This window comes from Kitasatospora sp. Ki12 (genome assembly GCF_054601375.1).
Window position 1 is genome coordinate 2,745,357 of record NZ_BAAIHT010000002.1, and the last position, 24,141, is coordinate 2,769,497.

At 74.7% G+C, this 24,141-nt stretch carries 23 protein-coding genes and 1 pseudogene; 15 read left to right on the plus strand and 9 right to left on the minus strand.

Annotated features, from left to right (window positions below):
• The first annotated feature begins 35 nt into the window (after positions 1-35).
• Positions 36-818 (plus strand): dioxygenase family protein, encoded by a 783-nt coding sequence (locus tag ACYP53_RS29800; RefSeq protein WP_189925703.1) that lies wholly within the window; start codon positions 36-38, stop codon positions 816-818.
• Positions 819-891: 73 nt separating this feature from the next.
• On the opposite strand, the gene ACYP53_RS29805 is transcribed toward ACYP53_RS29800, so the two are convergent.
• The 4 genes from ACYP53_RS29805 to ACYP53_RS29820 all read right to left on the minus strand — a co-directional run bounded on the left by ACYP53_RS29805 (position 892) and on the right by ACYP53_RS29820 (position 3,277).
• Positions 892-1,539: an NAD(P)-dependent oxidoreductase gene (locus ACYP53_RS29805; RefSeq protein WP_459649658.1), complete on the minus strand. Its 648-nt coding sequence runs from the start codon at positions 1,537-1,539 to the stop codon at positions 892-894.
• Positions 1,540-1,828: 289 nt separating this feature from the next.
• Entirely contained in the window at positions 1,829-2,215 is a 387-nt protein-coding gene (locus tag ACYP53_RS29810) for a VOC family protein (RefSeq protein ID WP_189925699.1), read from the minus strand.
• A gap of 4 nt (positions 2,216-2,219) precedes the next feature.
• The gene (locus ACYP53_RS29815) at positions 2,220-2,789 is read right to left on the minus strand and encodes a GNAT family N-acetyltransferase (protein ID WP_373313947.1); all 570 of its coding nucleotides are present in this window, start codon (positions 2,787-2,789) and stop codon (positions 2,220-2,222) included.
• Between the two features lie 26 nt (positions 2,790-2,815).
• A complete protein-coding gene (locus ACYP53_RS29820) occupies positions 2,816-3,277 on the minus strand; it encodes a group II truncated hemoglobin (RefSeq protein WP_189925696.1) in 462 nt (153 codons plus the stop codon).
• A 220-nt stretch (positions 3,278-3,497) separates the two neighbouring features.
• On the opposite strand from ACYP53_RS29820, the gene ACYP53_RS29825 reads away from it, so the two are divergent.
• The 3 genes from ACYP53_RS29825 to ACYP53_RS29835 are packed head-to-tail and all read left to right on the plus strand — an operon-like array spanning position 3,498 to position 6,305.
• On the plus strand, positions 3,498-4,262 hold the full coding sequence (locus ACYP53_RS29825) for an SDR family NAD(P)-dependent oxidoreductase (protein ID WP_189925694.1): 765 nt from the start codon (positions 3,498-3,500) through the stop codon (positions 4,260-4,262).
• A 39-nt stretch (positions 4,263-4,301) separates the two neighbouring features.
• On the plus strand, positions 4,302-4,718 hold the full coding sequence (locus tag ACYP53_RS29830; RefSeq protein ID WP_459649659.1) for a MerR family transcriptional regulator: 417 nt from the start codon (positions 4,302-4,304) through the stop codon (positions 4,716-4,718).
• Positions 4,719-4,769: 51 nt separating this feature from the next.
• Positions 4,770-6,305 (plus strand): AMP-binding protein, encoded by a 1,536-nt coding sequence (locus ACYP53_RS29835; protein WP_189925690.1) that lies wholly within the window; start codon positions 4,770-4,772, stop codon positions 6,303-6,305.
• Positions 6,306-6,335: 30 nt separating this feature from the next.
• Here ACYP53_RS29835 and ACYP53_RS29840 read toward each other — a convergent pair whose 3' ends face one another.
• A complete protein-coding gene (locus ACYP53_RS29840; protein ID WP_459649660.1) occupies positions 6,336-7,253 on the minus strand; it encodes a helix-turn-helix transcriptional regulator in 918 nt (305 codons plus the stop codon).
• Between the two features lie 151 nt (positions 7,254-7,404).
• Between ACYP53_RS29840 and ACYP53_RS29845 the strand changes: the two genes are divergently transcribed.
• Both ACYP53_RS29845 and ACYP53_RS29850 read left to right on the plus strand, forming a co-directional pair.
• On the plus strand, positions 7,405-8,229 hold the full coding sequence (locus tag ACYP53_RS29845) for a TIGR03084 family metal-binding protein (protein ID WP_189925685.1): 825 nt from the start codon (positions 7,405-7,407) through the stop codon (positions 8,227-8,229).
• A 65-nt stretch (positions 8,230-8,294) separates the two neighbouring features.
• On the plus strand, positions 8,295-8,852 hold the full coding sequence (locus tag ACYP53_RS29850; RefSeq protein WP_459649661.1) for a Uma2 family endonuclease: 558 nt from the start codon (positions 8,295-8,297) through the stop codon (positions 8,850-8,852).
• 27 nt (positions 8,853-8,879) lie between these two features.
• On the opposite strand, the gene ACYP53_RS29855 is transcribed toward ACYP53_RS29850, so the two are convergent.
• From ACYP53_RS29855 to ACYP53_RS29865, 3 genes are all read right to left on the minus strand, one after another.
• Positions 8,880-12,143 carry an error-prone DNA polymerase gene (locus ACYP53_RS29855; protein WP_459649662.1) on the minus strand — a complete coding sequence of 1,088 codons (3,264 nt, stop codon included), beginning with the start codon at positions 12,141-12,143 and terminating at the stop codon, positions 8,880-8,882.
• An 84-nt stretch (positions 12,144-12,227) separates the two neighbouring features.
• Positions 12,228-13,964 carry a DNA polymerase Y family protein gene (locus ACYP53_RS29860; RefSeq protein WP_459649663.1) on the minus strand — a complete coding sequence of 579 codons (1,737 nt, stop codon included), beginning with the start codon at positions 13,962-13,964 and terminating at the stop codon, positions 12,228-12,230.
• Between the two features lies 1 nt (position 13,965).
• Entirely contained in the window at positions 13,966-14,691 is a 726-nt protein-coding gene (locus ACYP53_RS29865) for a hypothetical protein (protein WP_459649664.1), read from the minus strand.
• A gap of 292 nt (positions 14,692-14,983) precedes the next feature.
• Between ACYP53_RS29865 and ACYP53_RS29870 the strand changes: the two genes are divergently transcribed.
• The 3 genes from ACYP53_RS29870 (at position 14,984) to ACYP53_RS29880 (ending at position 17,113) form a co-directional block, all read left to right on the plus strand.
• Positions 14,984-15,697 carry a helix-turn-helix domain-containing protein gene (locus tag ACYP53_RS29870; protein WP_189925676.1) on the plus strand — a complete coding sequence of 238 codons (714 nt, stop codon included), beginning with the start codon at positions 14,984-14,986 and terminating at the stop codon, positions 15,695-15,697.
• Positions 15,694-16,467 carry an SRPBCC family protein gene (locus ACYP53_RS29875; RefSeq protein WP_459649665.1) on the plus strand — a complete coding sequence of 258 codons (774 nt, stop codon included), beginning with the start codon at positions 15,694-15,696 and terminating at the stop codon, positions 16,465-16,467. The genes ACYP53_RS29870 and ACYP53_RS29875 overlap by 4 nt, the downstream gene beginning before the upstream one ends.
• A 73-nt stretch (positions 16,468-16,540) precedes the next feature.
• Positions 16,541-17,113 (plus strand): dihydrofolate reductase family protein, encoded by a 573-nt coding sequence (locus tag ACYP53_RS29880; protein ID WP_459649666.1) that lies wholly within the window; start codon positions 16,541-16,543, stop codon positions 17,111-17,113.
• Between the two features lie 33 nt (positions 17,114-17,146).
• Here the strand turns inward: ACYP53_RS29880 and ACYP53_RS29885 are convergent.
• Positions 17,147-18,092, minus strand: a pseudogene (locus tag ACYP53_RS29885) (class I SAM-dependent methyltransferase).
• Positions 18,093-18,206: 114 nt separating this feature from the next.
• Here ACYP53_RS29885 and ACYP53_RS29890 point away from each other — a divergent pair.
• The 6 genes from ACYP53_RS29890 (at position 18,207) to ACYP53_RS29915 (ending at position 24,091) form a co-directional block, all read left to right on the plus strand.
• Entirely contained in the window at positions 18,207-18,797 is a 591-nt protein-coding gene (locus tag ACYP53_RS29890) for a DinB family protein (protein WP_459649667.1), read from the plus strand.
• A gap of 78 nt (positions 18,798-18,875) precedes the next feature.
• Positions 18,876-19,412, plus strand: a complete 537-nt coding sequence (locus tag ACYP53_RS29895; RefSeq protein ID WP_459649668.1) for an Imm21 family immunity protein — start codon at positions 18,876-18,878, stop codon at positions 19,410-19,412.
• Between the two features lie 284 nt (positions 19,413-19,696).
• The gene (locus tag ACYP53_RS29900; protein WP_459649669.1) at positions 19,697-20,632 is read left to right on the plus strand and encodes a hypothetical protein; all 936 of its coding nucleotides are present in this window, start codon (positions 19,697-19,699) and stop codon (positions 20,630-20,632) included.
• A gap of 225 nt (positions 20,633-20,857) precedes the next feature.
• Positions 20,858-21,979, plus strand: a complete 1,122-nt coding sequence (locus tag ACYP53_RS29905; protein WP_189914645.1) for an SUKH-4 family immunity protein — start codon at positions 20,858-20,860, stop codon at positions 21,977-21,979.
• Between the two features lie 166 nt (positions 21,980-22,145).
• Positions 22,146-23,171 (plus strand): DUF2332 domain-containing protein, encoded by a 1,026-nt coding sequence (locus tag ACYP53_RS29910; RefSeq protein ID WP_189914647.1) that lies wholly within the window; start codon positions 22,146-22,148, stop codon positions 23,169-23,171.
• A 161-nt stretch (positions 23,172-23,332) separates the two neighbouring features.
• Complete coding sequence (locus ACYP53_RS29915) at positions 23,333-24,091, plus strand: MerR family transcriptional regulator (protein WP_459649670.1); 759 nt, start codon at positions 23,333-23,335, stop codon at positions 24,089-24,091.
• Positions 24,092-24,141: the final 50 nt, after the last annotated feature.

Genomic DNA, 24,141 nt, shown 5'->3' on the forward strand with positions numbered 1-24,141 from the left:
GACGTTCAAATTTGAACTACCATGAGGAGGACGCCATGAGCGCCGCGGCCCCCGAGCGCATGCCCACCCTGTACCTGTCGCACGGCGCTCCGCCGCTGGCCGACGACCCGGTCTGGCCGGGCGAGCTGGCCGCCTGGTCCGCCGACCTGCCCCGGCCCAAGGCCGTGCTGATGGTCTCCGCCCACTGGGAGGAGGCCCCGCTCGCCCTCGGCGCCGTCACCACGCTCCCGCTGGTCTACGACTTCTGGGGCTTCCCCGAGCACTACTACCGGGTCCAGTACGCCGCCCCCGGCGCTCCGGAGCTCGCCGAGCGCGTGCGCAAGCTGCTGCGCGCCCCCGGCACGCCCGTCCAGGACATCCCCGACCGAGGCCTCGACCACGGCGCCTACGTCCCGCTGGTGGAGATGTACCCCGAGGCCGACGTCCCGGTGCTGCAGGTCTCGCTGCCCACCCTCGACCCGCAGCGGCTGCTGGAGATCGGCCGCAAGCTCGCCCCACTGCGCGACGAGGGCGTGCTGATCGTCGGCAGCGGCTTCTTCACCCACAACCTGCGGGCGCTCAGCACCGACGGCCGGATCACCTCGGTGATGGCCGAGTTCGACGACTGGGGCCGGCGCGCCCTGGAGGCCCACGACCTGGACGCGCTGCTCGACTTCGAGCACAAGGCCCCCGCCGGACGCCTCGCCCACCCGCGCACCGAGCACTTCGCCCCGCTGTTCGTCACCCTCGGCGCCGGCGAGGCCGACCTGGACAGCCAGCGCAGCGTCATCGACGGGTTCTGGATGGGACTGGCCAAGCGCTCGATCCAGCTGGGCTGAGCCCGTCCGGCCCCTCAAGCCCGTCACCGGCCGCACCGCCCGCACCGCCTCACACCCTCACGCCCTCACGCCCTCACAGCGAAGAGCAGGTGAAGCGCTCGCCGATGTGCTCGGGCTGCTCGATCTCGTCCACCAGGACGACCGCGTAGTCCGGCAGCGAGATCCGGCTGCGCCCCTCGGCGTCGGTGAGCAGCTGCTCCAGGCCGGTGCGGTAGCGGCCGGTCCGCGCCCCCGGGCCGATCTCGGCGGCCGGGCTGAGCACCGTCCAGCGCAGATCGGCGACCGTCCGGTAGTAGTCCAGCGCCGCGCCGTGCGCGTGCATGATCTGCAGCACCGTCTCCGGCAGCCCCGGGGCGTCCCAGACCCGGACGCCCGGCGCCGTCTCCAGGCTGCCCGCCCCGCCCACCGCGATCAGCCGGGGCGCCGCGCCGTCGAGCCTGCGCAGGCCCTCGACCAGGGAGCGGGCGGCGGGCTCGATCAGCGCCAGGTGGCCCGGGCCGTCACCGCCGCCGACGGCGCTCACCAGGACGTCCCGGCCGGCCGCGACCCGGGCCACGTCCGCGGGGTCCAGCACGTCGCCGGGCTCCACGGCGGCGGCCCGGCCCCGGTAGCGGGCCGGGTCGCGGACCACCGCGGTGACCTCGTGCCCGCGCGCCACCGCCTCCGCGACGACCGCGCCGCCGATGCTGCCGTTGGCGCCGATCACGGCGATCCTGGCCATGGGTACCTGCCTGGTGGCTCGGTGGGGCTGGTTCTGGGCCGTAAGGGCACCGGACAGGTCGATTATCGGACGGGCTCCCGGCGGGGACCCGGGGGTTGGTCCTCCCGTGTGACGGCTTGCCCACGACCCGCCCTCCACTCCCTCCCCCGCAGACCCGCCCTCGACTCCCCCCGCCCGACCTGCGCGGATCGCCGGGGCCGCGAGGGTGGGCGCGAACCGGAACGGCCGCCCGCGCAGGTCTCGTGGACCTGTGCGGGCGGCCGCGGGCGAGTGGCCGGACCGGGACCCGTTACTCGGCGCCGGTGGCGACGCGCTCGGCCTTGCTGCGCTCGACGCAGAACTCGTTGCCCTCCGGGTCGGCCAGGGTGATCCAGCCGGTGCCGTCCGGGCGGCGGTGGTCCCCCGCCACGGTGGCACCCAGGGCCACCAGGCGCTCCGCCTCCTCGTCCCGGGTCCGGTCCTGCGGCTGCAGGTCGAGGTGCACCCGGTTCTTCACCGACTTGCCCTCGGGCACCCGGATGAACAGCAGCCCGGCGCCGGCCGACTCCACCAGGACCTCGTCGTCACCCGGCTCGTCGCCCTCCCCCAGGGCGCCCTCCAGCGCCTCGACCCAGAAGCTCGCGAGGGCGTACGGGTCGGCGCAATCGATCGTCACATGTCGTACCAGAGAAGCCATGGGCCTACTCTGAGCCGCGTCGTTCGGTTCCGTCCAGCCATTTCCGGGTGTGCCGGTGGCCGTCCCGCGGGTAGGGCGGAAACGCCGGGACGATCTCCGTGAAGGCGTAGCCGCTCTTCTCCGCCACCCGGCAGGAGGCGTGGTTGTCGCCCTCGTGCAGCAGGTCGATCCGGCGCAGGCCGCCGGCGGCGAAGGTGTCGAAGGCCCAGGCGGTGAGGGCCTGCACCGCGCGCGGGGCCACCCCCCGGCCACGGGCCGGGCCCGCCGTCCAGTACCCCACCTCGGCCGTCCCACCGCCCGGGGTGCCGCGCTTCAGCACGACGTTGCCGACCAGTTCACCGGCGTCCAGGACGGCGAAGGCGTACCGGGTGCCGGCCGCCCACCCCTCGTACTGCAGCGCGAGCCAGTGGGCGGCCTGCTCGGGGTCGTCGACCGGGTTGCGGGTGAAGCGGCGCAGCGTCTCGTCCCGGTAGGCCTCGATCAGGGCCGGCCCGTCGGCGGCCTCGAAGGGGCGCAGTACCAGGCCGTCGGCCACCGGGTGCGCGATGACGGCCGGTTCCGCCGCACCGGTCACCGCCGTCCCGGTCACTGCGGTGCCGGTCACTTCTCCAGCCCCTCCCAGCTCCAGCGCGGGGTCGGGCCGGGGTCGCCGAGGTCGGTCCCGGCCGGGGAGGCGGAGACGTCCTCGGCGATCTTCGTGCCCCAGTCGAAGTACTCCAGCACCCGCCGGCGCAGCAGCTCGTCCTCCGGCAACTCCCGGCGGACGGCCCCGGCCATCAGCTCCATCCAGCGCAACCGCTGCTCCTCGGTGATCGCCAGGCCGAGGTGGGCGCGCAGCAGGGCCTGGTGGCCGCCGAGTTCGTCGGTGAAGGCGGTCGGGCCGTTGAACACCTCGGCCAGCCAGACGGCGACGTGCTCGATGTGGGTGGGGGTGAAGTCGGCGAAGACGGGCGCGAGCAGCGGGTCGGCGAGGACCCCCTGGTAGAAGGTGTTGCTGAGACGGCGCAGCGCCTCGATGCCGCCGACCGCTTCGTAGAGGCTGTCGGGCCGTTGGTCGCTCATGGCTGTGCTCCCCGTGGGTTCGTGGCCGTGCGTTGCGACCTTTCCTAGCAGGCGCGCGGCCCGGTGCCGGGGCCGAGGGCCCGCTGTTCGCGCCGGGCACAGCAAGCGGAGAGCGGCGCTCCTCATCCCGGCCGTCCCGGACCTCCCCGACCCCCGTCGGCCCCGTCCCGGCCCGTCGGCTTGACCCTGACGCTGACGGCAGGGTCGGAGGGTGGGCCTCATGAACACTGTGAACGCAGCAGAGGACCGGGTCGTGGTCGTCACCGGAGCCGGGACGGGGATCGGGCGGGCGACCGCGCTGGCCTTCGCGGCCGAGGGGGCGCGGGTGCTGGCGGTCGGGCGGCGGCCGGAGCCGCTGGCCGGGACGGCGGCCGGGTACCCGTCGCTGATCGAGCCGCTGGCCGCCGACCTCACCTCGCCGGACGCGCCGGAGGCGATCGTCGGGGCGGCGCTGGAGCGGTTCGGACGGCTGGACGTCCTGGTCAACAACGCCGGGATCGTCCAGAGCGGCCAGGGCCTCGGCGGCTACGACCGGGCGGGCATCGAGCGGCTGCTGGGCACCAACCTGATCGCCCCGGTCCTGCTCGGCCAGGCCGCGCTGCCCGCGCTGAGCGACAGCCGGGGCGTGATCGTCAACGTCAGCACCGCCGTCGGGCAGCGCGGCTGGCCGTCCAACGCGGTGTACGCGGCGAGCAAGGCCGCGCTGGAGACGGTCACCCGCAGCTGGGCGGTGGAGCTGGCACCGCGCGGGATCCGGGTGGCGGCGGTGGCACCCGGGGCGATCGACACCCCGATCGCCGACCACTCCGGGTACGGCCCCGAGCTGCGGGCGGCCGTCCGGAAGTGGCAGATCGAGCACACCCCGCTGGGCCGGATCGGCCGCCCCGGGGAGGTGGCCTGGGCGATCACGCAACTCGCCTCCCCGCAGGCCTCGTTCGTGACCGGCGTAGTGTTGTCGGTCGACGGGGGCGCGCTGGTGGGCTGAGGCGGCCGCCCCACGGGCGAGGCGGAGGGGACCGTACGGGTGCGGATCGGCGAGCTGGCGCGGGCCACCGGGGCGACGGTCCGGGCGCTGCGGCACTACGAGCAGGCCGGGCTGATCGGCTCCGAGCGCGAGCCCAACGGCTACCGCGACTACGGCGGGCCGGCGGTCGTCCGGGTCCGCAACATCCGTGCGCTGGTGGGCGCCGGGCTCACCCTGGACGACATCCGGCCGCTGCTGGGCTGCCTGGACGGGGACGTCCTGGCGGGCCGGCCGTCCGAACGGGTGCTGGCGATCGCCCGGGAGCGGCTGGCGGTGCTGGAGCGCCGGATCGCCGCCCAGACGGAGGCCAGGGACCGGCTGGCGGCGGCACTGGCGGCGGCCGGGGATGCCGGGCGCGCGGCGGCCGGGGGTGCGATGGTAGGGCACGCGGCGGCCGGGAGTGCTACGGAAGGGTGACACCCCCGATCGGGGGTGTGCAGGGGGCGGGCGGGGGAGGACAGTGGGCGCATGCAGATTCCACTCTCCGTGATGGACTTCCTCGACCGGGCCGAGCTGGTCTACGGCGACCGGGTCGGCATCGTCGACGAACCGGTCCAACCCGCCGAATCCTGGGGCGAGCTGAGCTACCGCCGGATCGCCGGACTCGCCCGGGCCCAGGCCGCCGGGCTGGACCGGCTGGGCGTCGGGCCCGGCGAACGGGTCGCGATCGTCTCGCACAACTCGGCACGGCTGCTCACCTCCTTCTTCGGGGTCAGCGGGTACGGCCGGGTGCTGGTGCCGGTGAACTTCCGACTGCGGGCCGAGGAGGTGTCGTACATCGTCGAGCAGAGCGGTGCCTCCGTCCTGCTGGTCGACCCCGAACTCGCCGACGCGCTGGACGGGGTGGTCGCCAAGCACAAGTTCGTGATCGGCGCGGACAGCGACGCCCTGCTCTACGACTCCGACAACTCCCCACGCCGGTACGCGATGTCCGAGAACGACACCGCCACCATCAACTACACCAGCGGAACCACCGCCCGCCCCAAGGGAGTCCAGCTCACCCACCGCAACATCTGGCTGAACGCGACCCTGATGGGCCTGCACTACGGCGCGAACGACCGGGACGTCTACCTGCACACCCTGCCGATGTTCCACGCCAACGGCTGGGGCCTGCCGTTCTCCCTCACCGGCCTCGGCGCCCGGCACATCGTGCTGCGCAAGGTGGACGGCGCGGAGATCCTGCGCCGGGTCGAGCGGCACGGGGTGACCTTCCTGTCGGGTGCGCCGGCCGTGGTCCAGATGGTGCTGGACGCGGCCGCCGACTGGGACGGCCCGGTGCCCGGCCGGGACCGGGTGCGGATGATCGTGGCCGGCGCACCGCCGCCGACCTCGGTGGTGCAGCAGGTCGAGGAGCAGCTGGGCTGGGAGTTCATGCAGCTCTACGGCCTGACCGAGACCTCCCCGGTCGTCACGGTGAACCGCTCGCGGGCCGAGTGGGACGCGCTGCCGGCTGCCGAGCGGGCCGAGAAGCTGGTGCAGGCCGGCGCACCCGCGCTCGGCACCCAGCTGCGGGTGGACGCCTCCGGCGAGGTGCTGGTGCGCTCCAACACCGTGCTGGAGGGCTACTGGCAGCAGCCGGAGGCGACCGCCGAGGCGCTGCGCGACGAGTGGTTCCACACCGGTGACGGCGGCACCCTGGTGGACGGCCAACTGGCCATCTCGGACCGCAAGAAGGACGTCATCATCAGCGGCGGGGAGAACGTCTCCTCGATCGAGGTGGAGGACTGCCTGTACAGCCACCCGGCGGTCGCCGAGGCGGCCGTGATCGGCGTGCCGCACGAGAAGTGGGGCGAGACGGTGAAGGCGCTGGTGGTCCTCCGGGACGGCCACGGGTCGGTCACCGAGGCCGAGTTGATCGCGCACTGCAAGCAGCGGCTGGCCGGCTACAAGTCGCCCACCACGGTGGAGTTCCGGGACGCGCTGCCGCGCACCGCCACCGGGAAGCTGCAGAAGTTCCGGCTGCGCGAGCCGTACTGGGCCGGGCGGGACCGCCAGGTCAACTGATCCGCCGGGGATCGGACCCGCCCTCGCGGCTCAGTCGACCAGGCCAGACTCCCGTGCCGCGAGGGCGAGTTCGGTCCGGTTGCGGACACCGAGCTTGTGCATCGCGGACTTGAGGTAGCCGGTCACGGTGTTGCAGGTCAGGCCCAGTCGGGCGGCGATCTCCGGGTTGGTCCGGCCGGTCGCCGCCCAGCGCAGCACCTCGTGCTCGCGCGGGGTCAACGGCCGGGTCGACGGCCGTACGGGGGCGGCTGGCCAGCCCTGCTCCGGTCGGCCCTGCTCAGGGTGGGGTGCCGGTCGGCTCCAGGCGGCGGCCCCGGCGAGCGCCCGGGCGGCGGCCCGGGTCAGCGCGTCGACCGCGGAGATCCGGACGTCCCCGAACGGCACGACGTCCCGCACCGAGGCGTACACCACGCCGTGCACGGTGCGGCCGTCCATCAGCGGCACGGTCAGCATCGCGTACAGGTCCTCGGCGGCCACGGCCGGGTCGTAGTGGTGCGAAATGGTCGTCGCCGCCCGGTAGTCGGGCACCCAGGTGGGGGCGCGCTCGGCCAGCGCCCGGCCGCCGAGTCCGAGGCCGGCCGGGACGGCCACGTCGTGCAGCAGGTCCGACCGAGTACCGGCCCAGTGGCGCAGCACCATGCCCTCACCGTCCTCGCCGTGCCCGGGCAGCGGCTCCGGCACCCCGACCAGCCCGACGTCCGCACCGCACTCCGCCACCACCCGGCGCGCGAGGTCGCCGAGCACGGCGTCCCGCACCAGCTCGGCGGCCCGCGCGGCGACTTCGGCCTCGTCGGGCCCCGGGGCGGTCCGGCCGGGCTGCGGGGCGGTCCGGCCGACTCGCGGGGCGGGCCGGTCAGGTCGCGGGGCGTGGCCGGGTCGCAGGGCGTGGTCAGGTCGCGCGGCATCGGTGCGGGCTCGCGCAGCTTGGGGGGTGTCCGCGCTTTTCACCGCGCGATTGTCACACGCGGTGGAGCCCGTGGCGAGAGTCCTGACATGCGTGTTTCGCGGAGTGGCGAACACCGGTGGCGGGCCGGGCGTAGGGTGCGGCCGAGCGCTACCTGCGGGTAGCGGCTGCCGTGCTCGGAGGGGGAGAGAACCGATGACCGACCCGAACGCCCCGACGGACGTCCTGGGCGGGCTGCTGGCGGACCTGCGGGCCGAGAGCGCCGTCCTGGACGGGCTGGTGACCGGCCTGCCGGCGGAGGGTTGGACCCGGTCGACGCCCGCCGAGGGCTGGACGATCGCGCACCAGATCGCCCACCTCTCCTGGACCGACCACTGGACGGCACTGGCCGCGCGCGACGCGGAGGGCTTCGGCGCGGCGCTCGGCGACCGCTTCGGCGAGCTGCTGAAGGCCGGTGCCGACCCGGTCGAGGAGGGCGCGCGGGAGGGCGCGGCCGCCGATCCGGTGTCGCTGCTCGCCCGCTGGCGGGCCGGGCGGGAGGACGTGCTCACCGCCCTGGCCGCCGCACCGGCCGATGTGCGGCTGCCCTGGTTCGGCCCGCCGATGAAGCCCGCCTCGATGGCGACCGCCCGGCTGATGGAGACCTGGGCGCACGGCCAGGACGTCGCGGACGCGCTGGGCGTGACCCGCGAGCCCACCGACCGGCTGCGGCACATCGCCCACCTCGGGCTGCGCACCCTGGGCTTCGCCTTCGGCGCGCACGGCCTGCCCGCGCCGGAGCGTCCGGTCCGGCTCGAACTGACCGCCCCCGACGGCGGGACCTGGGCCCTCGGCCCGGCCGGCGCGGAGGACGTGGTGACCGGCCCGGCCCTGGACTTCTGCCTCCTGGTCACCCAGCGCCGCCACCGGGACGACCTCGCCCTCACCGCCACCGGCCCGGTCGCCACCGCCTGGCTCCCGATCGCCCAGGCCTTCGCCGGAGCACCCGGCAAGGGGCGGCAGCCGGGCTCGGGCGCCTGAGCGCTCCCCGTCGGGCACGCGCATAGACTGCCATTCCGCCGAATGCGCATTCTGAAGGAGGCGCCGTGAGCTTCTACGAGCAGCACCGCGACTACGTCGAGGAGGTGCTCCGCACGGCCCCCGAAGGCGTCCGCGTCGAATGGTCCGGCGACACGCTGATCATGCAGGCGGCTCCCTCCGGCATTCACCAGCTGAACATCGGACTCGTCCAGCGGCAGTTCGAGCGCCACGCTCCGGACGGCTACATGTTCAGCAGCAACAGTGCGCTGACCACCCCTGATGTGACGAAGGAACGCACACCCGATCTGACCTATGTCCCGATCGCGTCCCTGGCCCAGGGGGGCGACACCTCTCCGGCCGAGGAAGCCCTCATCGCGGTCGAGGTGGTCTCACCGTCCAACCCCGGGAACGACTGGGTGGACAAGCTCCGCGACTACGCGGTCATGGGCATCCCGCTGTACCTGATCATCGATCCGCGGGAGGGGTCGGTCACGCTGTTCTCCGAGCCGAACCGCGACCGCTACCACGCTCGGCACGACCGGAAGTTCGGTGACAGCATGCGCGTCCCCGACCCCTTCGGCTTCGATCTGGACCTGAGCGGACTCTTCCGTTACCCCGACTGAGCAGCCCGGGGTTTCGACGTTCCCCGCTCAGAGGCCGATCCTGAGTGGGGTGAGCCGGGTGGCGATCAGGTTGGTGGCGCCCCGGTCGCGTTCGACGGTGCCGTGGACCAGCAGCCCGGCCCGGTCCAGGGCGGTGCGGCGCTGGGACTCCCAGACCGGGCGGTTGCAGATCACGTTGATCAGGCCGGTCTCGTCCTCCAGGCTGAGGAAGAGCACTCCGCCGGCCGTCGGCGGCCGCTGCCGGTGGGTGACCAGGCCGCCGACCACCACCGCCGTCCCCGGTGGCACATCCGGGAGTCGGTCCGCGGAGAGCGCGCCACCGCGTTCCAGCCGGTCCCGCAGGTGCTGGAGCGGGTGGCTGGTGGCGGAGGTACCGGTGGCCCACAGGTCGGCGATGGTCTCCTCGACCGGGCTCATCCCGGGCAGCTCCGGCGCCTCGGTACCGGGCGTGGTGCCGGGGATCAGGTCGGCCGAGATCCCCGCGAACGCCCCTGCCGCCCACAGCGCCTGACGTCTCGTCAATCCGAAGCAGTCGAAGGCCCCCGCGGTCGCCAGCGCCTCCAGGACGGGCCCGGGCAGACCGGTGCGCCGGGCGAAGTCCTCCAGGTCGGCGTACGGCTGTCCGGCCACGACCGCCTCGGCCTGCGGGGTGCCGATGCCGCGGACGGTCTCCAGGCCGAGCCGGATCGCCGGCTGCGGGCGCCCCGCGGTCAGCGGCGGCTTCGGGGTCGGCCCCCGGTACGGCTCCAGGGTGGGGCGCGCGCCGCTGGCGTTGACGTCCACCCCGCGCACCCGTACCCCGTGCCGCCGGACGTCCGCGACCAGGCTGAGCGGCGAGTAGAAGCCCATCGGCTGGTTGGCCAGCAGGGCGCAGGTGAAGGCCGCCGGGAAGTGGTACTTGAGCCAGGCGCTGGCGTACACCAGGTAGGCGAAGCTGATCGCGTGGCTCTCCGGGAAGCCGTAGTTGGAGAAGGCCTCGATCTTGCCGTAGACGTCCTCGGCGACCTCCGGCGGGATGCCGCGCTCGGCCATGCCGGTGAGCAGCCGGTCGCGCAGCCGGGCGACCCGCTCGTGCGAGCGCTTGGCGCCCATCGCCTGCCGCAGCCGGTCCGCCTCGGCCGGGCTGAACCCCGCGCAGTCGATGGCGAGTTGCATCATCTGTTCCTGGAACAGCGGCACCCCGAGGGTCTTGCCGAGGGCGTTCTCCATCAGCGGATGCGGGCAGCCCGCAGGTTCGACCCCGGCGCGCCGGCGCAGGTACGGGTGGACGGAACCGCCCTGGATCGGCCCGGGGCGGATCAGCGCGACCTCGACCACCAGGTCGTAGAAGTGGTCCGGCTTGAGCCGGGGCAGCGTCGCCATCTGCGCCCGGGACTCGACCTGGAACACCCCGACGGTGTCGGCCCGGCGCAGCATCGCGTAAACGCCCTTGTCGTCGTCCGGGATGGTGGCCAGGTCGTAGCGCAGGCCGTGGTGTTCGGCGACCAGCGCGCAGGCGTCGTGCAGCGCGGCGAGCATGCCGAGGCCGAGCAGGTCGATCTTCACCAGCCCGGCGCCCGCCGTGGACTCCTTGTCCCACTGCAGGACGGACCGCCCGGGCATCCGGGCCCACTCGGTCGGGCAGATCTCGCCGATCGGTTCCCTGGTGAGCACCATGCCGCCCGAGTGGATACCCAAGTGCCTGGGCAAGCCATGGAGTTGGGAGGCGAGCGAGAGCACGTCGGCCGGGATGACGGCGTCCGCGCCGGGGGCGGAGCGGAAGTCGGTCTGCCGGCTGAACGCGTCCACCTGTCCCTGCGGGTAGCCGAGCACCCGGGCGGCGTCGCGGATCGCCAGCCGGGGCCGGTAGGTGATCACATTGGCGACCTGGGCGGCGTGCTCGCGCCCGTAGCGGCCGTAGACGTACTGGATGACCTCCTCGCGGCGGCGGTTCTCGATGTCCAGGTCGATGTCGGGCGGCCCGTCCCGGGCGGTGGAGAGGAAGCGTTCGAACAGCAGCCTGTAGTGGACCGGGTCGACGGCGGTGATGCCCAGGGCGTAGCAGACCGCGGAGTTGGCGGCCGAACCGCGGCCCTGGCACCAGATGTCCTGACTCCGGCAGAAGTCCACGATGTCGTGCACGATCAGGAAGTAGCCGGCCAGGTCGAGGTCCTCGATCACGTCCAGCTCCTTGGCGAGCTGACGGCGGGCGGCGGCGTTGCCGGAGCCGAACCGGGCCGGGCCGCCGGCCGCGACCAGCGCGCGCAGATGGCTGATCTCGGTCTCGCCCTCGGGCACGGGGAAGCCCGGCAGCTCCGGGTCCAGCTTGGCGAAGTCGAAGGCGCAGGCGCGGCCGAGCTCGGCGGTGGCCCGCCGCACACCCGGGAAGCGGGCCAGCCGGGCGGCCATCTCGCGGCCCGAGCGCAGGTGCGCGGTGCCGGCCGCCCGGGTCCAGCCCGCCGCCTCCTGCAGGGTGCGGCGGTCGTGCAGCGCGGCGAGGCTCTGCGCGAGGCGCCCCTGGGCGGGGCCGGCGTGGTGGGCGTTGGTGGAGGCGACGACGGGCAGGGCCGCCCCGGCGGCGAGGGCGGCGAGGGCGTCGTTGCGCCGGTCGTCGCCGGGCAGCCACTGGTCGATCAGCTCGACGTACACGTTCTCGCGCCCGAACGCCTCGGTGAGGGTGCGCAGCCGGTCCTCGGCCGTCCCGTCCGCGAGGCCCGCCGGGACCCGGCCGAGGCGGCACCCGGTGAGCACCGCCCAGTGGCCGCCGTGCGCCCCCGCCAACGCCGCGAAGTCGTACCGCGGACGCCCCTTCGCGCCGCCCGCCAGCTGGGCGGCGGCGATCGCGGCGGAGAGGCGGCGGTAGCCGGCCGGATCGCGGGCGAGGACCAACAGGTGCTCGGCGCCCCAGTCATGACGGAACGTCAGTTCGGCGCCGAACACGGTGGCCACACCGGTACCCCGGGCCGCCTCGGCCAGCCGGACCGCGCCGTACAGACCGTCGTGGTCGGTGACCGCCAGGGTCTCCACGCCCAGCCGGGCCGCCTCGGCGACCAGGTCCTCCGGGTCGCTGGCGCCGTCCAGGAAGCTGAAGGCGGAGTGGACGTGCAGTTCGGCCCAGGGCACGGGGGCGGGGTCGGGCGTGGGGGTGGGGGCCGCGGGGTCGGCGGGGTCGGCGGGGTCGGGCGCGGGGGCGGGCCCCGGGGGCTCCTCGGCGGGACGGCGCAGCGGGACGACCGTACGGTCCGGCGCCGCGCCGGTCAGCCGTCGGTGCAGTTCGCTCCAGGGGAGGGTGGGGTGGCTGGTGAAGCCCATCGGGGGTTGCCTTCGTCGTTCTGGTGCTCGTCCTGCCCCCTGTCTTGTGCGCGTCCCGCCTCCCTGCTCCGGGCACCGGGACCGCTAGTCGTAACCGGCCTCCAGGTACCACGCACCCCCCTCCACGGTGAGCAGCAGCGCCCGGCCGCCGCCCACCACGACCTGGAACCGGGCCCGGCGGCGGGCGAGCGACTGGTCCCACCAGTACTCGACCGCCGGCCAGGGCCCCGTCCAGCCGTCCACCGGCTCCTCCCGCCCCCGGACCACGACCAGGGCCGGCCGGGCCGACACCCCCGCCCGGCCGTCCACCGTCACCGGCCGCCCGGCCTCGTCCAGCACCCGCACCGGCGCGGGCTCCCGCAGCACCACGGCCGGCCACACCTCCGGCAGCCGCCCCGGCCAGGGCGCGTCGGCGGGCACCGCCGCCTCGTACGGCTCGCCCCACGGCACCCTGACCGCCTGCTCCCCCGGACCGCGCCCGCCGGCCGGCTCGATCCGGCGCAGCCCCGCGTGCCCGAGCACCGCCTGCACCCGGGCGACCGCCCGCTCCACCCGGTCGTCGGCGACGGCCTGGCCCCACAGCGCCAGCTGGCGGCCCTGGTCCGGGGAGAGGCCGTCGGGGGCCAGGCGGAGCAGGGTGAAACCTTCCTGCTCATCGGTGAAGGCGCCCATGCCCTGCCAGGCCTGCAACTGCCAGCGCACCCGCTCGGCCAACGCCGTCGCCGACAGCCGGCCCTCGTGCCGCCACAGCCGGGAGACCGTCCGGCCGTCCGCGCAGGCCACCTCGACGGCCACCCGTCGGCAGGTCAGCCCGGCCCCGGCCAGCCGCCGGTGCAGCGCCTCGGCCAGCGTGCGGGCGACGAACACCAGCGGCTCGGCCAGCGGCTCCGGCGGATCGAAACGCTGCTCGACGGCGAGGTCCGGCTCCTGGTCACGCGGCACCAGCGGACGCGGCTGCAGCCCCCGGGCCAGCCGGTGCGCGACCGTCCCGGACGGGCCGAAGCGGTCCGCGACCGCCTCCGCCGGCAGCGCGGCGAACGCCCCGACGGTCGGCAGGCCGAGCCGCCCGAGCAGCTCGGCCAGCCCCTCGTCGCCCAGCGCGCTCACCGGGTAGGGGGCGAGGAACTCCCCCGTCCGCCCGGCCGGGACCAGCACCCCGGCGCGGGCGGCCAGCACGGCGGCGAACAGGCCGTCGGCGACGCCGACCTGGGCGTGGGGGGTGGCGGGGGTGTTGGGGGTGTCGGGGGTGGCGGGCGCTCTGGGGGCCTCGGGGCTTTCGGGGTTTTCGGGCGTGGCGGGAGTTTCGGGGTTCACCGCGCCTGGGACGGCGTCCGGGACGGGCGGTCGCCCGAGGGCCTCCGCCACCGCCGTACGGACCTTGGCGGCCAGCGCCTCCTCGCCGCCGAAGTAACGGCCTGGGCCCTTCACCGGGATCGCGCACAGGCCGGGTCGGATCACCTCCACCCGGGGTGTGAACGCCTCCACCGCGGCGACCACCGGCTCGAAGCGGCGGGTCTCCGCCTCCGGGTCGCGGTCGCGCAGTTCCAGCTCCGGACAGAGCCGCTGGGCCAGCTTGAGCCGCTGCCCCTGCCGCACCCCGGCCGCCCGGGCACCCACCGAACAGGCGAGGATCCGCCCGCCCTCGGTCACCGCCACCGGGTCGTCGCCGGTGACGGCCACCACCGGCCAGTCCGGGCACCAGACCACCAGCACCCGGGGGGTGCGGTCCTCGGCGGTGCCGGGCGTGCCGGGCTCGGATGTGCCGTTCCGGGGCGTGCCGGGCTCGGATGTGCCGTTCCGGGGCGTGCCGCTGCCGGCCATCTCAGACCACCGCCGCGATGCGTGGTGCCACCGGTTCCGTCGCGGGTCGCGGCTGCTCCTGGGGCGGGCCCGCCCGGTCCGGGCGTTCCTGGAGCGGGCGTTCCTGGAGCGGGCGCACCTCGCCGCGCTCGTCCGGCAGCCAGAGGCGGGCCGTCCGGCCGCGCACCGCCGAGCCGCGCCCTTCGGCCACCACCTCCACCTGCCGGCCGGTGAGCTGCCCGTGGCCGTCGCCCAGCCCGAACCAGCGCCCGGACCGCACCCCCAGCCGCAGCGCCGCGCCCGGCCAGGGCCCGGCCACCAGCAGGACGCAGCCGCTGCGCCGCAGCACCGCCGCCAGTCGGGCGGCCAGCTTCGGCGGCACCGGGCCGTCCGGGCGCAGCATGACCAGTTCGACCGCGCCGGCCAGCACCGACACCACCTCGGCCCAGTGCGGCCCCGGGTCGTCGGCGACCAGCAGCCGGCGCAGGTCCAGTCCGTACCCCTCGGCGGCGGCCAGCCCCAGGTCCGGCAGCCCGACCGCCGCCGCCCAGCCGCCCTCGGTCTCCCGCACCCCGGCGGCGAGCGCCAGCAGCAGTCCGGTGTCCCCGCCCGCCACCGACACCGCGCTCCCGCGCCGCAGCCCGCCGTCCGGCAGGACCTCCCGCAGCGCGTTCGGCACCGGCAGCAGGCCCCGGGGCTCCGTCCGTCCGTCGCCCGGCTCCTCCGGCACGGCAGCCGGGAGCGCCACCGGTCGGAGCAGGGGGCGCGGGGGCTGCTCGACGGTGGATTCGAAAACAGATTCGAAAACGGGCACAGCCCCAGGATCGAACATCTGTTCGCAAAGATTCAAGTCCGACCCTGTAGCCCCACCCGTCACTCTCCGTGCCAGGTCACGGCAGGTGCGGCCGACGCACGGGCACGGAGTGCCCGACCGGACGGGTGACGGCGGTCGACCGAGTGGGTGGCCGCGCTCGGCCGAACGGACTACCGACAAGTCTTTTTTCCTTGACAAATTTTCTTGTCGGCTGGATCCTGGAGGAGTGCTGGACGTCGCTGTGATCGAAGACCCCGCGGCGGCCGAGGCGTCCCTGGATCCGATCCGGGCCCGCATCCTCGCCGCCCTGGCCGAGCCCGGCTCGGCCGCCATGCTGGCCGGCCGCCTGGACCTGCCCCGACAGAAGGTCAACTACCACCTGAAGGAACTGGAACGGCACGGACTCGTCGAACTCGCCGAGGAGCGGCGCAAGGGCAACGTCACCGAACGGGTCTACCGCGCCACCGCAGCCTCCTACGTGATCTCCCCCAGCGTCCTGGCCGCCGTCAGCCCCGACCCGGCCCGCTCGCCCGACCAGCTCTCCGCCCGCTGGCTGCTCGCCCTGGGCTCCCGGCTGGTGCAGGAGGTCGGGAGCCTGCTCACCGGCGCCGCGAAGGCCCGCCGACGGGTCGCCACCTTCGGCATCGACGCCCAGGTGCGGTTCGCCTCCGCGGCCGACCGGACGGCCTTCGCCGAGGAACTGGCCCAGGCCGTGGCCACCCTCGTCAGCCGCTACCACGACGAGTCCGCCCCCGGGGGCCGCAGCCACCGGGTGGTCGTCGGACTCCACCAGATCCCCCAGACCCCCGGCGCGGCCCAGCCCGCAGCCGGGGCGGAACAGGCCGAGGCCGGGGCGGAAGAACCCGGCGCCGGGGCGGAACAGGCCGGAGCCGGGGCGGAACAGGCCGAGGCCGGAGCGAACCAGGAGAACCCACGATGACCCACCCGTTCGAGATCGAGCTGGAGACCTCCCTGCCCGCGAGCCCGGAGGAGGTCTGGGAGGCGATCGCCACCGGCCCCGGGATCGACTCCTGGTTCATGGGCCGCAACGAGCTGGACCCGCGCGAGGGCGGCACCGCCGTCATGGAGACCGGCGGCCACCGCGAGGAGGCGGTGATCACCGCCTACGAGCCCGGCAAGCGCCTGGCCACCCGTACGGCCACCGCCGAGGACGGCCGGTTCATGGCCTTCGAGTACCTGATCGAGGGTCGGGACGGCGGCTCCACCGTGCTCCGCGTCGTCCACAGCGGCCTGCTCGGCGACGACTGGCAGGACGAGTACGACGCGCTGCGCCGCGGCTGGCCCTTCCACCTCCACACGCTCCGCGAGTACCTCGCCCACTTCCCCGGGCGCACCGCCGTCCCCGTCTTCGCCGTGGCCCCGGCCCCCGGGCGGACCCAGCCGGAGATCCGGACGGCCCTCGCCGACGCCCTGTCACTGCCCCTGCCGGTCACCCCGGGCGCACGGGCGTACGGCGAACCGGCCGGGCTGCCGCCGCTGGACGGCGAGGTGGTCTGGGCCGACGACGAACGCTTCGAGGTCCGCACCGCCGACGGGCTCTACACCTTCCACCACGGCTCCGGCGTGGTCCTGATGTTCCACCACCTCTTCGGCCCGATGCCGACCGGGGACGGGGCCGGGGCCGAGGCTGGGGCCGGAGCCGGAGCCGAGGCCGCCTGGCAGCGGTGGCTGACCGGGCTGCTCGGCTGAGCCCCCGAGCCTCCTGAGCCCCGAACCTCCGAACTTCCGAACACGTACGAGAACAAGGACAGAGGACCCGCAGATGCGCACCCTGATCAGCTCCGCTTTCATCTCCCTCGACGGCGTCGTCGACTCCCCCGGCGGTGAGCCCGGCTACCGGAACTCCGGCTGGACCTTCAAGGACATCGAGTTCGTCCCCGAGGCGTTCGAGATCAAGGGCCGCGAGCAGGAGGAGGCCGGCGCGATGCTGCTGGGCCGCACCAGCTACCAGGCCTTCAGCCAGGTGTGGCCGGACATGGCGGACTTCGCCCGCTACAAGACCCTGCCCAAGTACGTCGTCTCCACCACCCTCACCGACGACGACCTGGTGTCGAACTGGGGCGAGACCACCATCCTGCGCTCGCTCGACGAGGTCGCCGCACTGAAGGAGACCGAAGGCGGCCCGATCATCGTCCACGGCAGCGCCGCCCTCAACCAGGCCCTCTCCGACGCCGGCCTGGTCGACCGCTACCACCTGCTCGTCTTCCCCCTGCTCCTCGGCGCCGGCAAGCGACTCTTCAGCACCACGGACAAGGACGCCCAGAAGCTGAAGCTGGTCGAGCACGAGGTCTACAGCAACGGCCTGCAGAAGCAGGTCCTCGACGTCCTCCGCTGAATGCGCCTGTCCCGCAGACTACTTGACCGATCGTCAGCCCTCCTGCGGGAGACGCCAGATGTGCACCTCGGTGCCCCGGCTGCCGCTCCGAGAACAGGCCCGACGGGGAGGCCCGCGCGAGCAGACCGCGCAGGTCCGCCTCGAAGGCCGGACGGCGGCCGGCGAAGAGGTGCGGGGCCGAGAAGGAGAGCGAGAACACGCCCGCGACCGCGTCGTCGGCCGTACGCTCCAACGGCTGCCCGCCCGGTACGACGATCCGCTGCGGGCCGGTGAATCCCGCCCGGGCGAGGACGGCGGCCTCACCGCCCGGCGTGCCGTACGGCAGCAGGCTCTGGCCGGCCCGGCGGACCGGGCCGAGGTAGCGCCGGACCAGCTCGCCGATCTCGGCGAACGGCACGGACGGGTGCGGCAGAACCGCGCCGGGGCCCGGATTCCGGTCCGGCTTCAGGTCCGACGCCGGCTTCAGGTCCGGCGCCGGCTTCGGGTCCGGATCCGGTTTCAGGTCCGGCGCCGGCTTCCGGTCCGAATCCGAGGCTGGGTCCGGCTTCAGGTCCGAGACGTGCACCAGCGCGCCGCCGGGGCGCAGCATCCGCCGTACGGTCGCCGCCACCAGGTCGCGGTCCATCCAGTGGAAGGACTGGCCGAAGGTCACCACCGTGAAGGTGCCGAGGCCCAGCGGCAGTTCCTCGGCCCGGGCCCGCACCCAGGTGGCCCTGGCCTCCCCGGCGCCCGCCCGCCGTGCCTCGGCGATCATCCCGGCGTCCGGGTCCAGCCCCACGACCTCGCCGAACAGGTGGGCCAGTCCCAGTGCCAGCGTCCCCGGCCCGCACCCCACGTCGAGCAGCCGGCCGTGCCCGTCCGGCGAGAGTGCGTCGGCCAGCGCCTCCGCCAGCCCGGGGGCGTACGGGAGCCTGCCGCGCGTGTAGTGGGCGGCCGTTCCGGCGAACAGCGTCTCGTCCCAGGTCCAGCCGTCGGCCATGTCAGCCCCTCCGCTGCGGTGACCAGGTCAACCTCCTTGATCATGGCACGGGTTGGCGACCGGCCGGCGCCGGAAATCGATGGACAGGCCTGCCGTGATCAACAGACTGATCCCATGACTGCGACGGATGACAAGACCGATCTTCGGGTCTACCTCCAGGACGCCCGCGACGTCCTGCTGTGGAAGCTCGAAGGCCTCTCCGAATACGACCTGCGCCGCCCGCTCACCCCCACCGGGACCAACCTGCTCGGACTGGTCAAGCACCTCACCGGGGCCGAGGCGCTGTACTTCGGCGACACCTTCGGACGGCCCTTCCCCGAGCCGACCCCCCTGTGGTTCCTCGGCGACACCGAGCCGAACGGCGACCTGTGGGCGCGGGCCGACGAGAGCACCGAGGAGATCGTCGGACGCTACCGGCGCGTCTGGGCCCACTCGGACGCCACCGTCGAGGCCCTGCCGCTGGACGCGACCGGCCGGCTCCCGTTCGGCGACCGCCCCGAGCAGACCCTGCACCGGGTACTCGTCCACATGATCGCCGAGAGCCACCGGCACGCCGGCCACGCCGACCTGGTCCGCGAGCTCGTGGACGGCGCCACCGGCCAGCGCCCCGACGGCGTCAACACCGCCGAGGGCGACGCGGACTGGTGGAAGGCCCACCACGACCGCGTGGAACAGGCGGCCCGGAAGGCCGGCGGGCTCGCCTGACCCCTCTCGGGTCCGCCCGGGCCCCTCGGGCTCGCCCGGCCCCCCGGGGTTGTCCCTCCGGCCGGATACCTTGCCCGGATGGACCGAATGGACCGGATGGAGTGGATGGACCTGCTGGAGTGGATCGATTCCGAGGGCGGGCCGCTGGTGCTCGTCCCCGGGACGGCGCTGGCCGCCTGGACCGGCTGCGCGGGCGCGGACTACGACCGGGCCTGCCGGGTCGACGGCTTCACCGGGCCGCTGGACGTCGGCGGGGCCCAGGCCCTGGTCCTGGGCGAGGAGCCGATGTCGACCGCCTACCTGCCCGAACAGGGCCTGCTGCTGCGGTGGATGGCGGCGGAATCGGAGGAGGCGGTCCTCGCCGCCGTACCGCAGGCGCTTCGACTCGCCTCCTGGGAGCCGGAGTCGGCCTGGGAGGTACCGGACGGGCCGGTGTACCTGTTCGACGCCGGGTGGACGGGCGAGGAGTCCGCCGCCGAACACCGGCTCCGCCTCGACCTGCCCGCCGGCCGCCACCGCGTCCGCGCCGCCCACGTGGAACCGGACGAGGAGACCATGCTCGTCCTCGTCCGGCTGGAGGCGGCGGACGAGGACCCCGGCCGGCGGGAGGCGTGAGGAGGGGAGGCGGGCCGCGCCCCCGGACGTCGACCGCGGCCTCCACGAAACGACGGGTCCCGCCGGGGCTCCGGTTCGCCCATGGCCTGCCGCAGGGCGATGACGTCCTGGCGGCCTCCTCGGCCACCGGGTAGCCCTCGTGCTCCGGCCACCGCAGGATCGCGGTGTTCCCGGCCCCAGCCTCGGTCCCGGACTCCGGTCCCGGGGTCCCGATCAGCAGGTAACGCCTCGCCCCCTCCCCCTGGGCTGCCGGGCTGCCGGGCTGCCGCCGTAGGGTGTCGGGCATGACCGGTACGGAGCAGGGCGTGCGGATGGCCGTCCGGTGCTGGGACTGCGGGGGCAGCACCGTTCGGAGCGCCGGGCAGTTCCTGGTGGACGGGCGGGAGTTGTGGTGGGACGCCGAACGCTGCTGCCCGCAGTGTGGCGTCCACCTGTGCGAGCAGTTCGGGCCGGGCCCGGTGCCGCAGGACGTCCGCGAGGCGCTGCTGACCGCCCATGGGCCGGCTCGGCTCCGGCTCACCGGTCCGCCCGCCTCCCCCGTTGCGGCGCTGCGGGCGATCCGGGAGGGTTCGGAGGCCTCGCTGTCGCGGGCCCGTGAACTCCTCGCCGAGCTGACCGGCTTCGGGCTGAGCGGGACGGCCGTCGAGATGGCGTACTGGCGGGCGCGGCTGGCCGAACGGGGCGTCACGGCGGAGGTGACGGTCGGCTTCGGCCGGGCGTACCGGTACGTGGGGCCGCCGGAGCTGCGGGAAGCCGGCGGACCGGCCGGCCTACCCGTGCGGACGGCTGACGAGTTCGCCGCCTGGGCGGACGCCCGGACCGCGGAGGAGCTGACCGAACCGTTCACCTTCGTGATCGACCTCGGCGGCGCGCTGCGGCTCGCCCCGCGCCGCAGCGAGCACGTGGCGTGCGCGGGCGGGGAGCCGGTGCTGAGCGCCGGGGAGGTCGGGTTCCGGCGGTCGGGCGGCGGCTGGGAGGTCGAGACGGTCAGCAACCACTCCACCGGCTACTGCCCCGAGCCCACCTCCTGGCCCGCCGTGACCGCCGCCCTCACCCGCCTCGGCCTGCCGCACCCCGGTGCCTTCACCTACGCGGCGGTCTTCCGCCGCTGCCCCGGGTGCGGCACGACCAACCTGGTCCGCGAGGAGCACTACGTCTGCGCGTCCTGCGACGCCGACGTGCCCGCACGCTGGAACGTCGACCCGACGGCGGAGGTGTAGGCGCCCCGCGGCTGAGGTGCGGCGGCCCGACGGCGGAGGCGCGGCGGTGCCGGTACGGGGCGGCCCGGCGAACCCCTCCGTGGCGAAACCGCCCCGCCGCCCCCAAGGCCGACGCTGCCCCGGACCGGAAACCCGCACGGCGATGTCCGGCCGGGCCGCTAGGGTCTGGGGGTCAGGGCCGGGGAAAGGTGGGGGGAAGGGTGGGGATACGTGGGGTGTGAGCAGGTGGCGGGTTCGCCGGGCGGGGTGGTGCACGCGGGGAGCCGGGAGTTCCTGGCGGGCGGAGGTCTGCCGGCCGCGGGGGCGTTCCTGGAGTTCGGGGCGGTACGGCCGTTCCCGGCGGACGCGGAGCGGCTGTTCGTCCTCGGGGAGACGGACTACTGCACGCCGTTCGCGGCCGTCGGCAACCTGGTACTGCTGGACGGCGTGACCGGCGAGGTGTTCCTGGACAACGGCGGCCCGCGGCGGGATCCGCTGGCCTCCGACCTGACCGCGCTGGCCGGGCTGGTGCGGGAGGTCGAGGCGGTCGCCGAGGCCGCCCGACGGCCGGAGGCCCTGGACGGGAGGCGCGGCCCGGCGGTGGTGGCCGAGGTCATGGCCCGGGCCGAGCGGCGGATGCGGGAGGTCGACCCGGCCCTGTTCGCGGGCGACGCCACGCCACCCGCGCACTGGGACACCGCGCTGCTGGTCCACGCGCTGGGCTGGGGCGCGCTGCCGGGCGGTCCGGACGGGCCCGCGTACGAGGTCGGCCCCGAGCTGGTGGCGGAACTCGCCGCGCTGACCGACGAGGCCGACGGCCCCGGCCAGGTGCACCGCTTCCGGCGCGAGCACCTGCCCGCCGCCCTGGTGCACGAGCCGACCAGGCGGCTGCTGACCGAGGTCGGGCTGCCGCTGGGCGGGGCGATGTTCGGGGTGTGCGAGGAGCCGCTGGTCACCATGGGCGAGGCGTACCCGGAGTACTTCGACGGCGAGGAGGAACGCCCGTACCAGCGGGACTTCATCGCCCTCGGCGACTGGCCGACGGACCTCACCATCGCCCTGGACGGCGCCACCGGCCGGCTGGAGCTGCCGGACTGGTACGACGACGGCCAGCCCGAGGCCTACCTGAACCGCGACCTGTCCGCCCTGCTCTACGCCCTGTGGACGTACGAGCGGCTGCGCGCCGAGTGGGAACGCTGGGACTACGGCCGGAGCCACGACACCTGGGCGGTGTTCGACCCGCAGTCGCTGCTGAGCACCGTGGTGGACCGGCTGGTGGAGGCCGTCGACCCGGAGGCCTTCGGCTCGCCCGGCTGCTCCTGGCGGCTGCTCGCCGAGGACGGGCACATGGGCGGCATGCTGGGGTGACGCCGCGGCCGTCGGGGGAACCCGTCGGGGAGCCGTCGAGGGCCTGCCGAGGATTTGTCGGGGGCCTGTCGGGGCCTGTCTGGACGGCAGCTGAGGGGCAGTCGGGAGCGGAGCGGGCCAGGCGTAGGCTGGGTCGGTTTCGATCATCCGAAAGGACCCCAGCGGGATGCACAGTGACACGGGGAACGCCTACCGCGCATTCGCGGAGCGGGAGGCCCGCGGCAACTCGGCGATCTACCAGGACCTCGCCGAGCACGTCGCCGGGGACGCGCGGTTGTGCGCGCTGCTGGACGGGCTGCCGGCCCCGAAGCGGCAGCCGAACCTGCTGTTCGGCGCCGTCCGCCACCTGGGCGGACCGGTCACGGAGGGCTGGCCGGCCTTCCGGGACTGGGTGACCGCCCACTGGGACGGGACCTCGGCGACCATGCTGGAACGCCTGACGCAGACCAATGAGTCGGGCCGCTGCGCCACCCTGCTGCCGTTGCTGGCCACGCTGCCGCAGCCGCTCGCGCTGATCGAGGTGGGGGCATCGGCCGGGCTCTGCCTGTACCCGGACCGGTACCGCTACCGGTATCTGCGCGCGGACGGCGGTGGCGACGGCAACGGCGGTGGCGACACCACGGTGGCAGAGTTCGGCGCGGCGGAGAGCCCGGTGACGCTGGACTGCACGGTGAGCGGCCCGGCGCCGATCACCCCGGCCCTGCGGGAGCGGCTGCCGGAGGTGGTCTGGCGGGCGGGGATCGACCTCAACCCGCTGGACGTCCGGTCCGAGGACGACATCCGCTGGCTGGAGTCGCTGGTCTGGCCGGAGCAGACCCACCGTCTGGACCGGCTGCGCGGCGCCGTCCGGGTCGCCCGGGCCGAACCGCCGCTGCTTGTGCGCGGCGATCTCAACGCCACGGTACGGGAGTTGGTGGCGCGGGTGCCGGCCGGAGCGACTCCGGTGGTGTTCCACAGCGCCGTCCTCGCCTACCTGTCACCGGCGGCCCGCGAGGAGTTCGCGGCGACCGTGCGCCAGCTGCCCGGGCACTGGATCTCCAACGAGGCGGTCTCCGTCCTGCCGGCCGTGGCCCGTCGGCTGCCCCGCCCGGCCCCGACCGGATCCGGGCTGTTCGCGCTCGCCCTGGACGAGCGGCCGGTGGCCTTCACCGGGCCGCACGGGCAGTCCCTGGACTGGTTCGACGAGGCGTAGCCGGACGGGCGCAGCCGGACCGGCGGCTCGCGTCCGGCTGCGGGGCCGTTGGAGTCCGGGCTTGAAGCTGCCGCAGCGGCAGCTTCTACGGTCGTGACCAGGGCCGGAGGAACCGGCCCCGGTCACGACGAACGTGGGGACCCGGAACGAGGGAGGCAGCCATGGCCTGGCCGATTGCGGAGGTCGCCCGGATGTCCGGGGTGACCGCCCGGACGCTGCGGCACTACGACGAGATCGGACTGCTGCCACCGGCCCGGATCGGCTCCAACGGCCACCGCTACTACGAGGAACGGCAGTTGCTGCAGCTGCAGCAGATCCTCGTGCTGCGGGCGCTGGGCGTGGGGCTGACCGAGATCGCCCGGATCCTGGGCGAGCAGGTGGACGAGCTGGACGCCCTGCGGGGCCACCACCGGCAGCTGGTCGCCGAGCGCGACCGGCTGGAGGCCCTGGCCGCCACCGTTTCCCGCACGATCGCCGACCTGGAACGCTCCCGGAAGGACGGCACACCCATGACCATCAACCGACCCGAGAACCTGTTCGAGGGCATCCAGCCCGCCGACGTCGACGCGAGCCTGCGCGACTTCCCCGAGCACGCCGAGGCGGCCCGGCGCGCGACCGCCGCGATGAGCCCGGAGGAGGTCGAGGCCGGGCAGCGCGAGCGGACCGCGCGCATGATCCGCCTGGCCGAGCAGATGGCGGCCGGCCACCCGGCCGACGCCGAGCCCGTGCAGACCATGATCGACGAGGAGTACCGGCTGCTCGGTGCGGTCCGATCCGTCCCGACGGAGGAGTACCTCGCGATCGCCCGCTCCTGCACCGACCACGAGCAGTGGAGCGCCGCGTACGAGGCCATCGCCCCGGGCCTGGCCGCGTACCAGCGCGCCGCCATGGAGGCGTACGCGGCGGCACGGCTGGCCTGACGGTCCGATGGCCTGACGGTCTGACGGTCTGACGGCCGCCCGGGGCCCCT

Bases quoted from the DNA above. Each gene is read 5' to 3' on its own strand.
- ACYP53_RS29800 (WP_189925703.1), top strand. From the start codon at position 36: ATGAGCGCCGCGGCCCCCGAGCGCATGCCCACCCTGTACCTGTCGCAC.
- ACYP53_RS29805 (WP_459649658.1), bottom strand. From the start codon at position 1,539: ATGGCCAGGATCGCCGTGATCGGCGCCAACGGCAGCATCGGCGGCGCG.
- ACYP53_RS29810 (WP_189925699.1), bottom strand. From the start codon at position 2,215: ATGGCTTCTCTGGTACGACATGTGACGATCGATTGCGCCGACCCGTAC.
- ACYP53_RS29820 (WP_189925696.1), bottom strand. From the start codon at position 3,277: ATGAGCGACCAACGGCCCGACAGCCTCTACGAAGCGGTCGGCGGCATC.
- ACYP53_RS29825 (WP_189925694.1), top strand. From the start codon at position 3,498: ATGAACACTGTGAACGCAGCAGAGGACCGGGTCGTGGTCGTCACCGGA.
- ACYP53_RS29835 (WP_189925690.1), top strand. From the start codon at position 4,770: ATGCAGATTCCACTCTCCGTGATGGACTTCCTCGACCGGGCCGAGCTG.
- ACYP53_RS29845 (WP_189925685.1), top strand. From the start codon at position 7,405: ATGACCGACCCGAACGCCCCGACGGACGTCCTGGGCGGGCTGCTGGCG.
- ACYP53_RS29855 (WP_459649662.1), bottom strand. From the start codon at position 12,143: ATGGGCTTCACCAGCCACCCCACCCTCCCCTGGAGCGAACTGCACCGA.
- ACYP53_RS29860 (WP_459649663.1), bottom strand. From the start codon at position 13,964: ATGGCCGGCAGCGGCACGCCCCGGAACGGCACATCCGAGCCCGGCACG.
- ACYP53_RS29875 (WP_459649665.1), top strand. From the start codon at position 15,694: ATGACCCACCCGTTCGAGATCGAGCTGGAGACCTCCCTGCCCGCGAGC.
- ACYP53_RS29880 (WP_459649666.1), top strand. From the start codon at position 16,541: ATGCGCACCCTGATCAGCTCCGCTTTCATCTCCCTCGACGGCGTCGTC.
- ACYP53_RS29890 (WP_459649667.1), top strand. From the start codon at position 18,207: ATGACTGCGACGGATGACAAGACCGATCTTCGGGTCTACCTCCAGGAC.
- ACYP53_RS29895 (WP_459649668.1), top strand. From the start codon at position 18,876: ATGGACCGAATGGACCGGATGGAGTGGATGGACCTGCTGGAGTGGATC.
- ACYP53_RS29900 (WP_459649669.1), top strand. From the start codon at position 19,697: ATGACCGGTACGGAGCAGGGCGTGCGGATGGCCGTCCGGTGCTGGGAC.
- ACYP53_RS29910 (WP_189914647.1), top strand. From the start codon at position 22,146: ATGCACAGTGACACGGGGAACGCCTACCGCGCATTCGCGGAGCGGGAG.
- ACYP53_RS29915 (WP_459649670.1), top strand. From the start codon at position 23,333: ATGGCCTGGCCGATTGCGGAGGTCGCCCGGATGTCCGGGGTGACCGCC.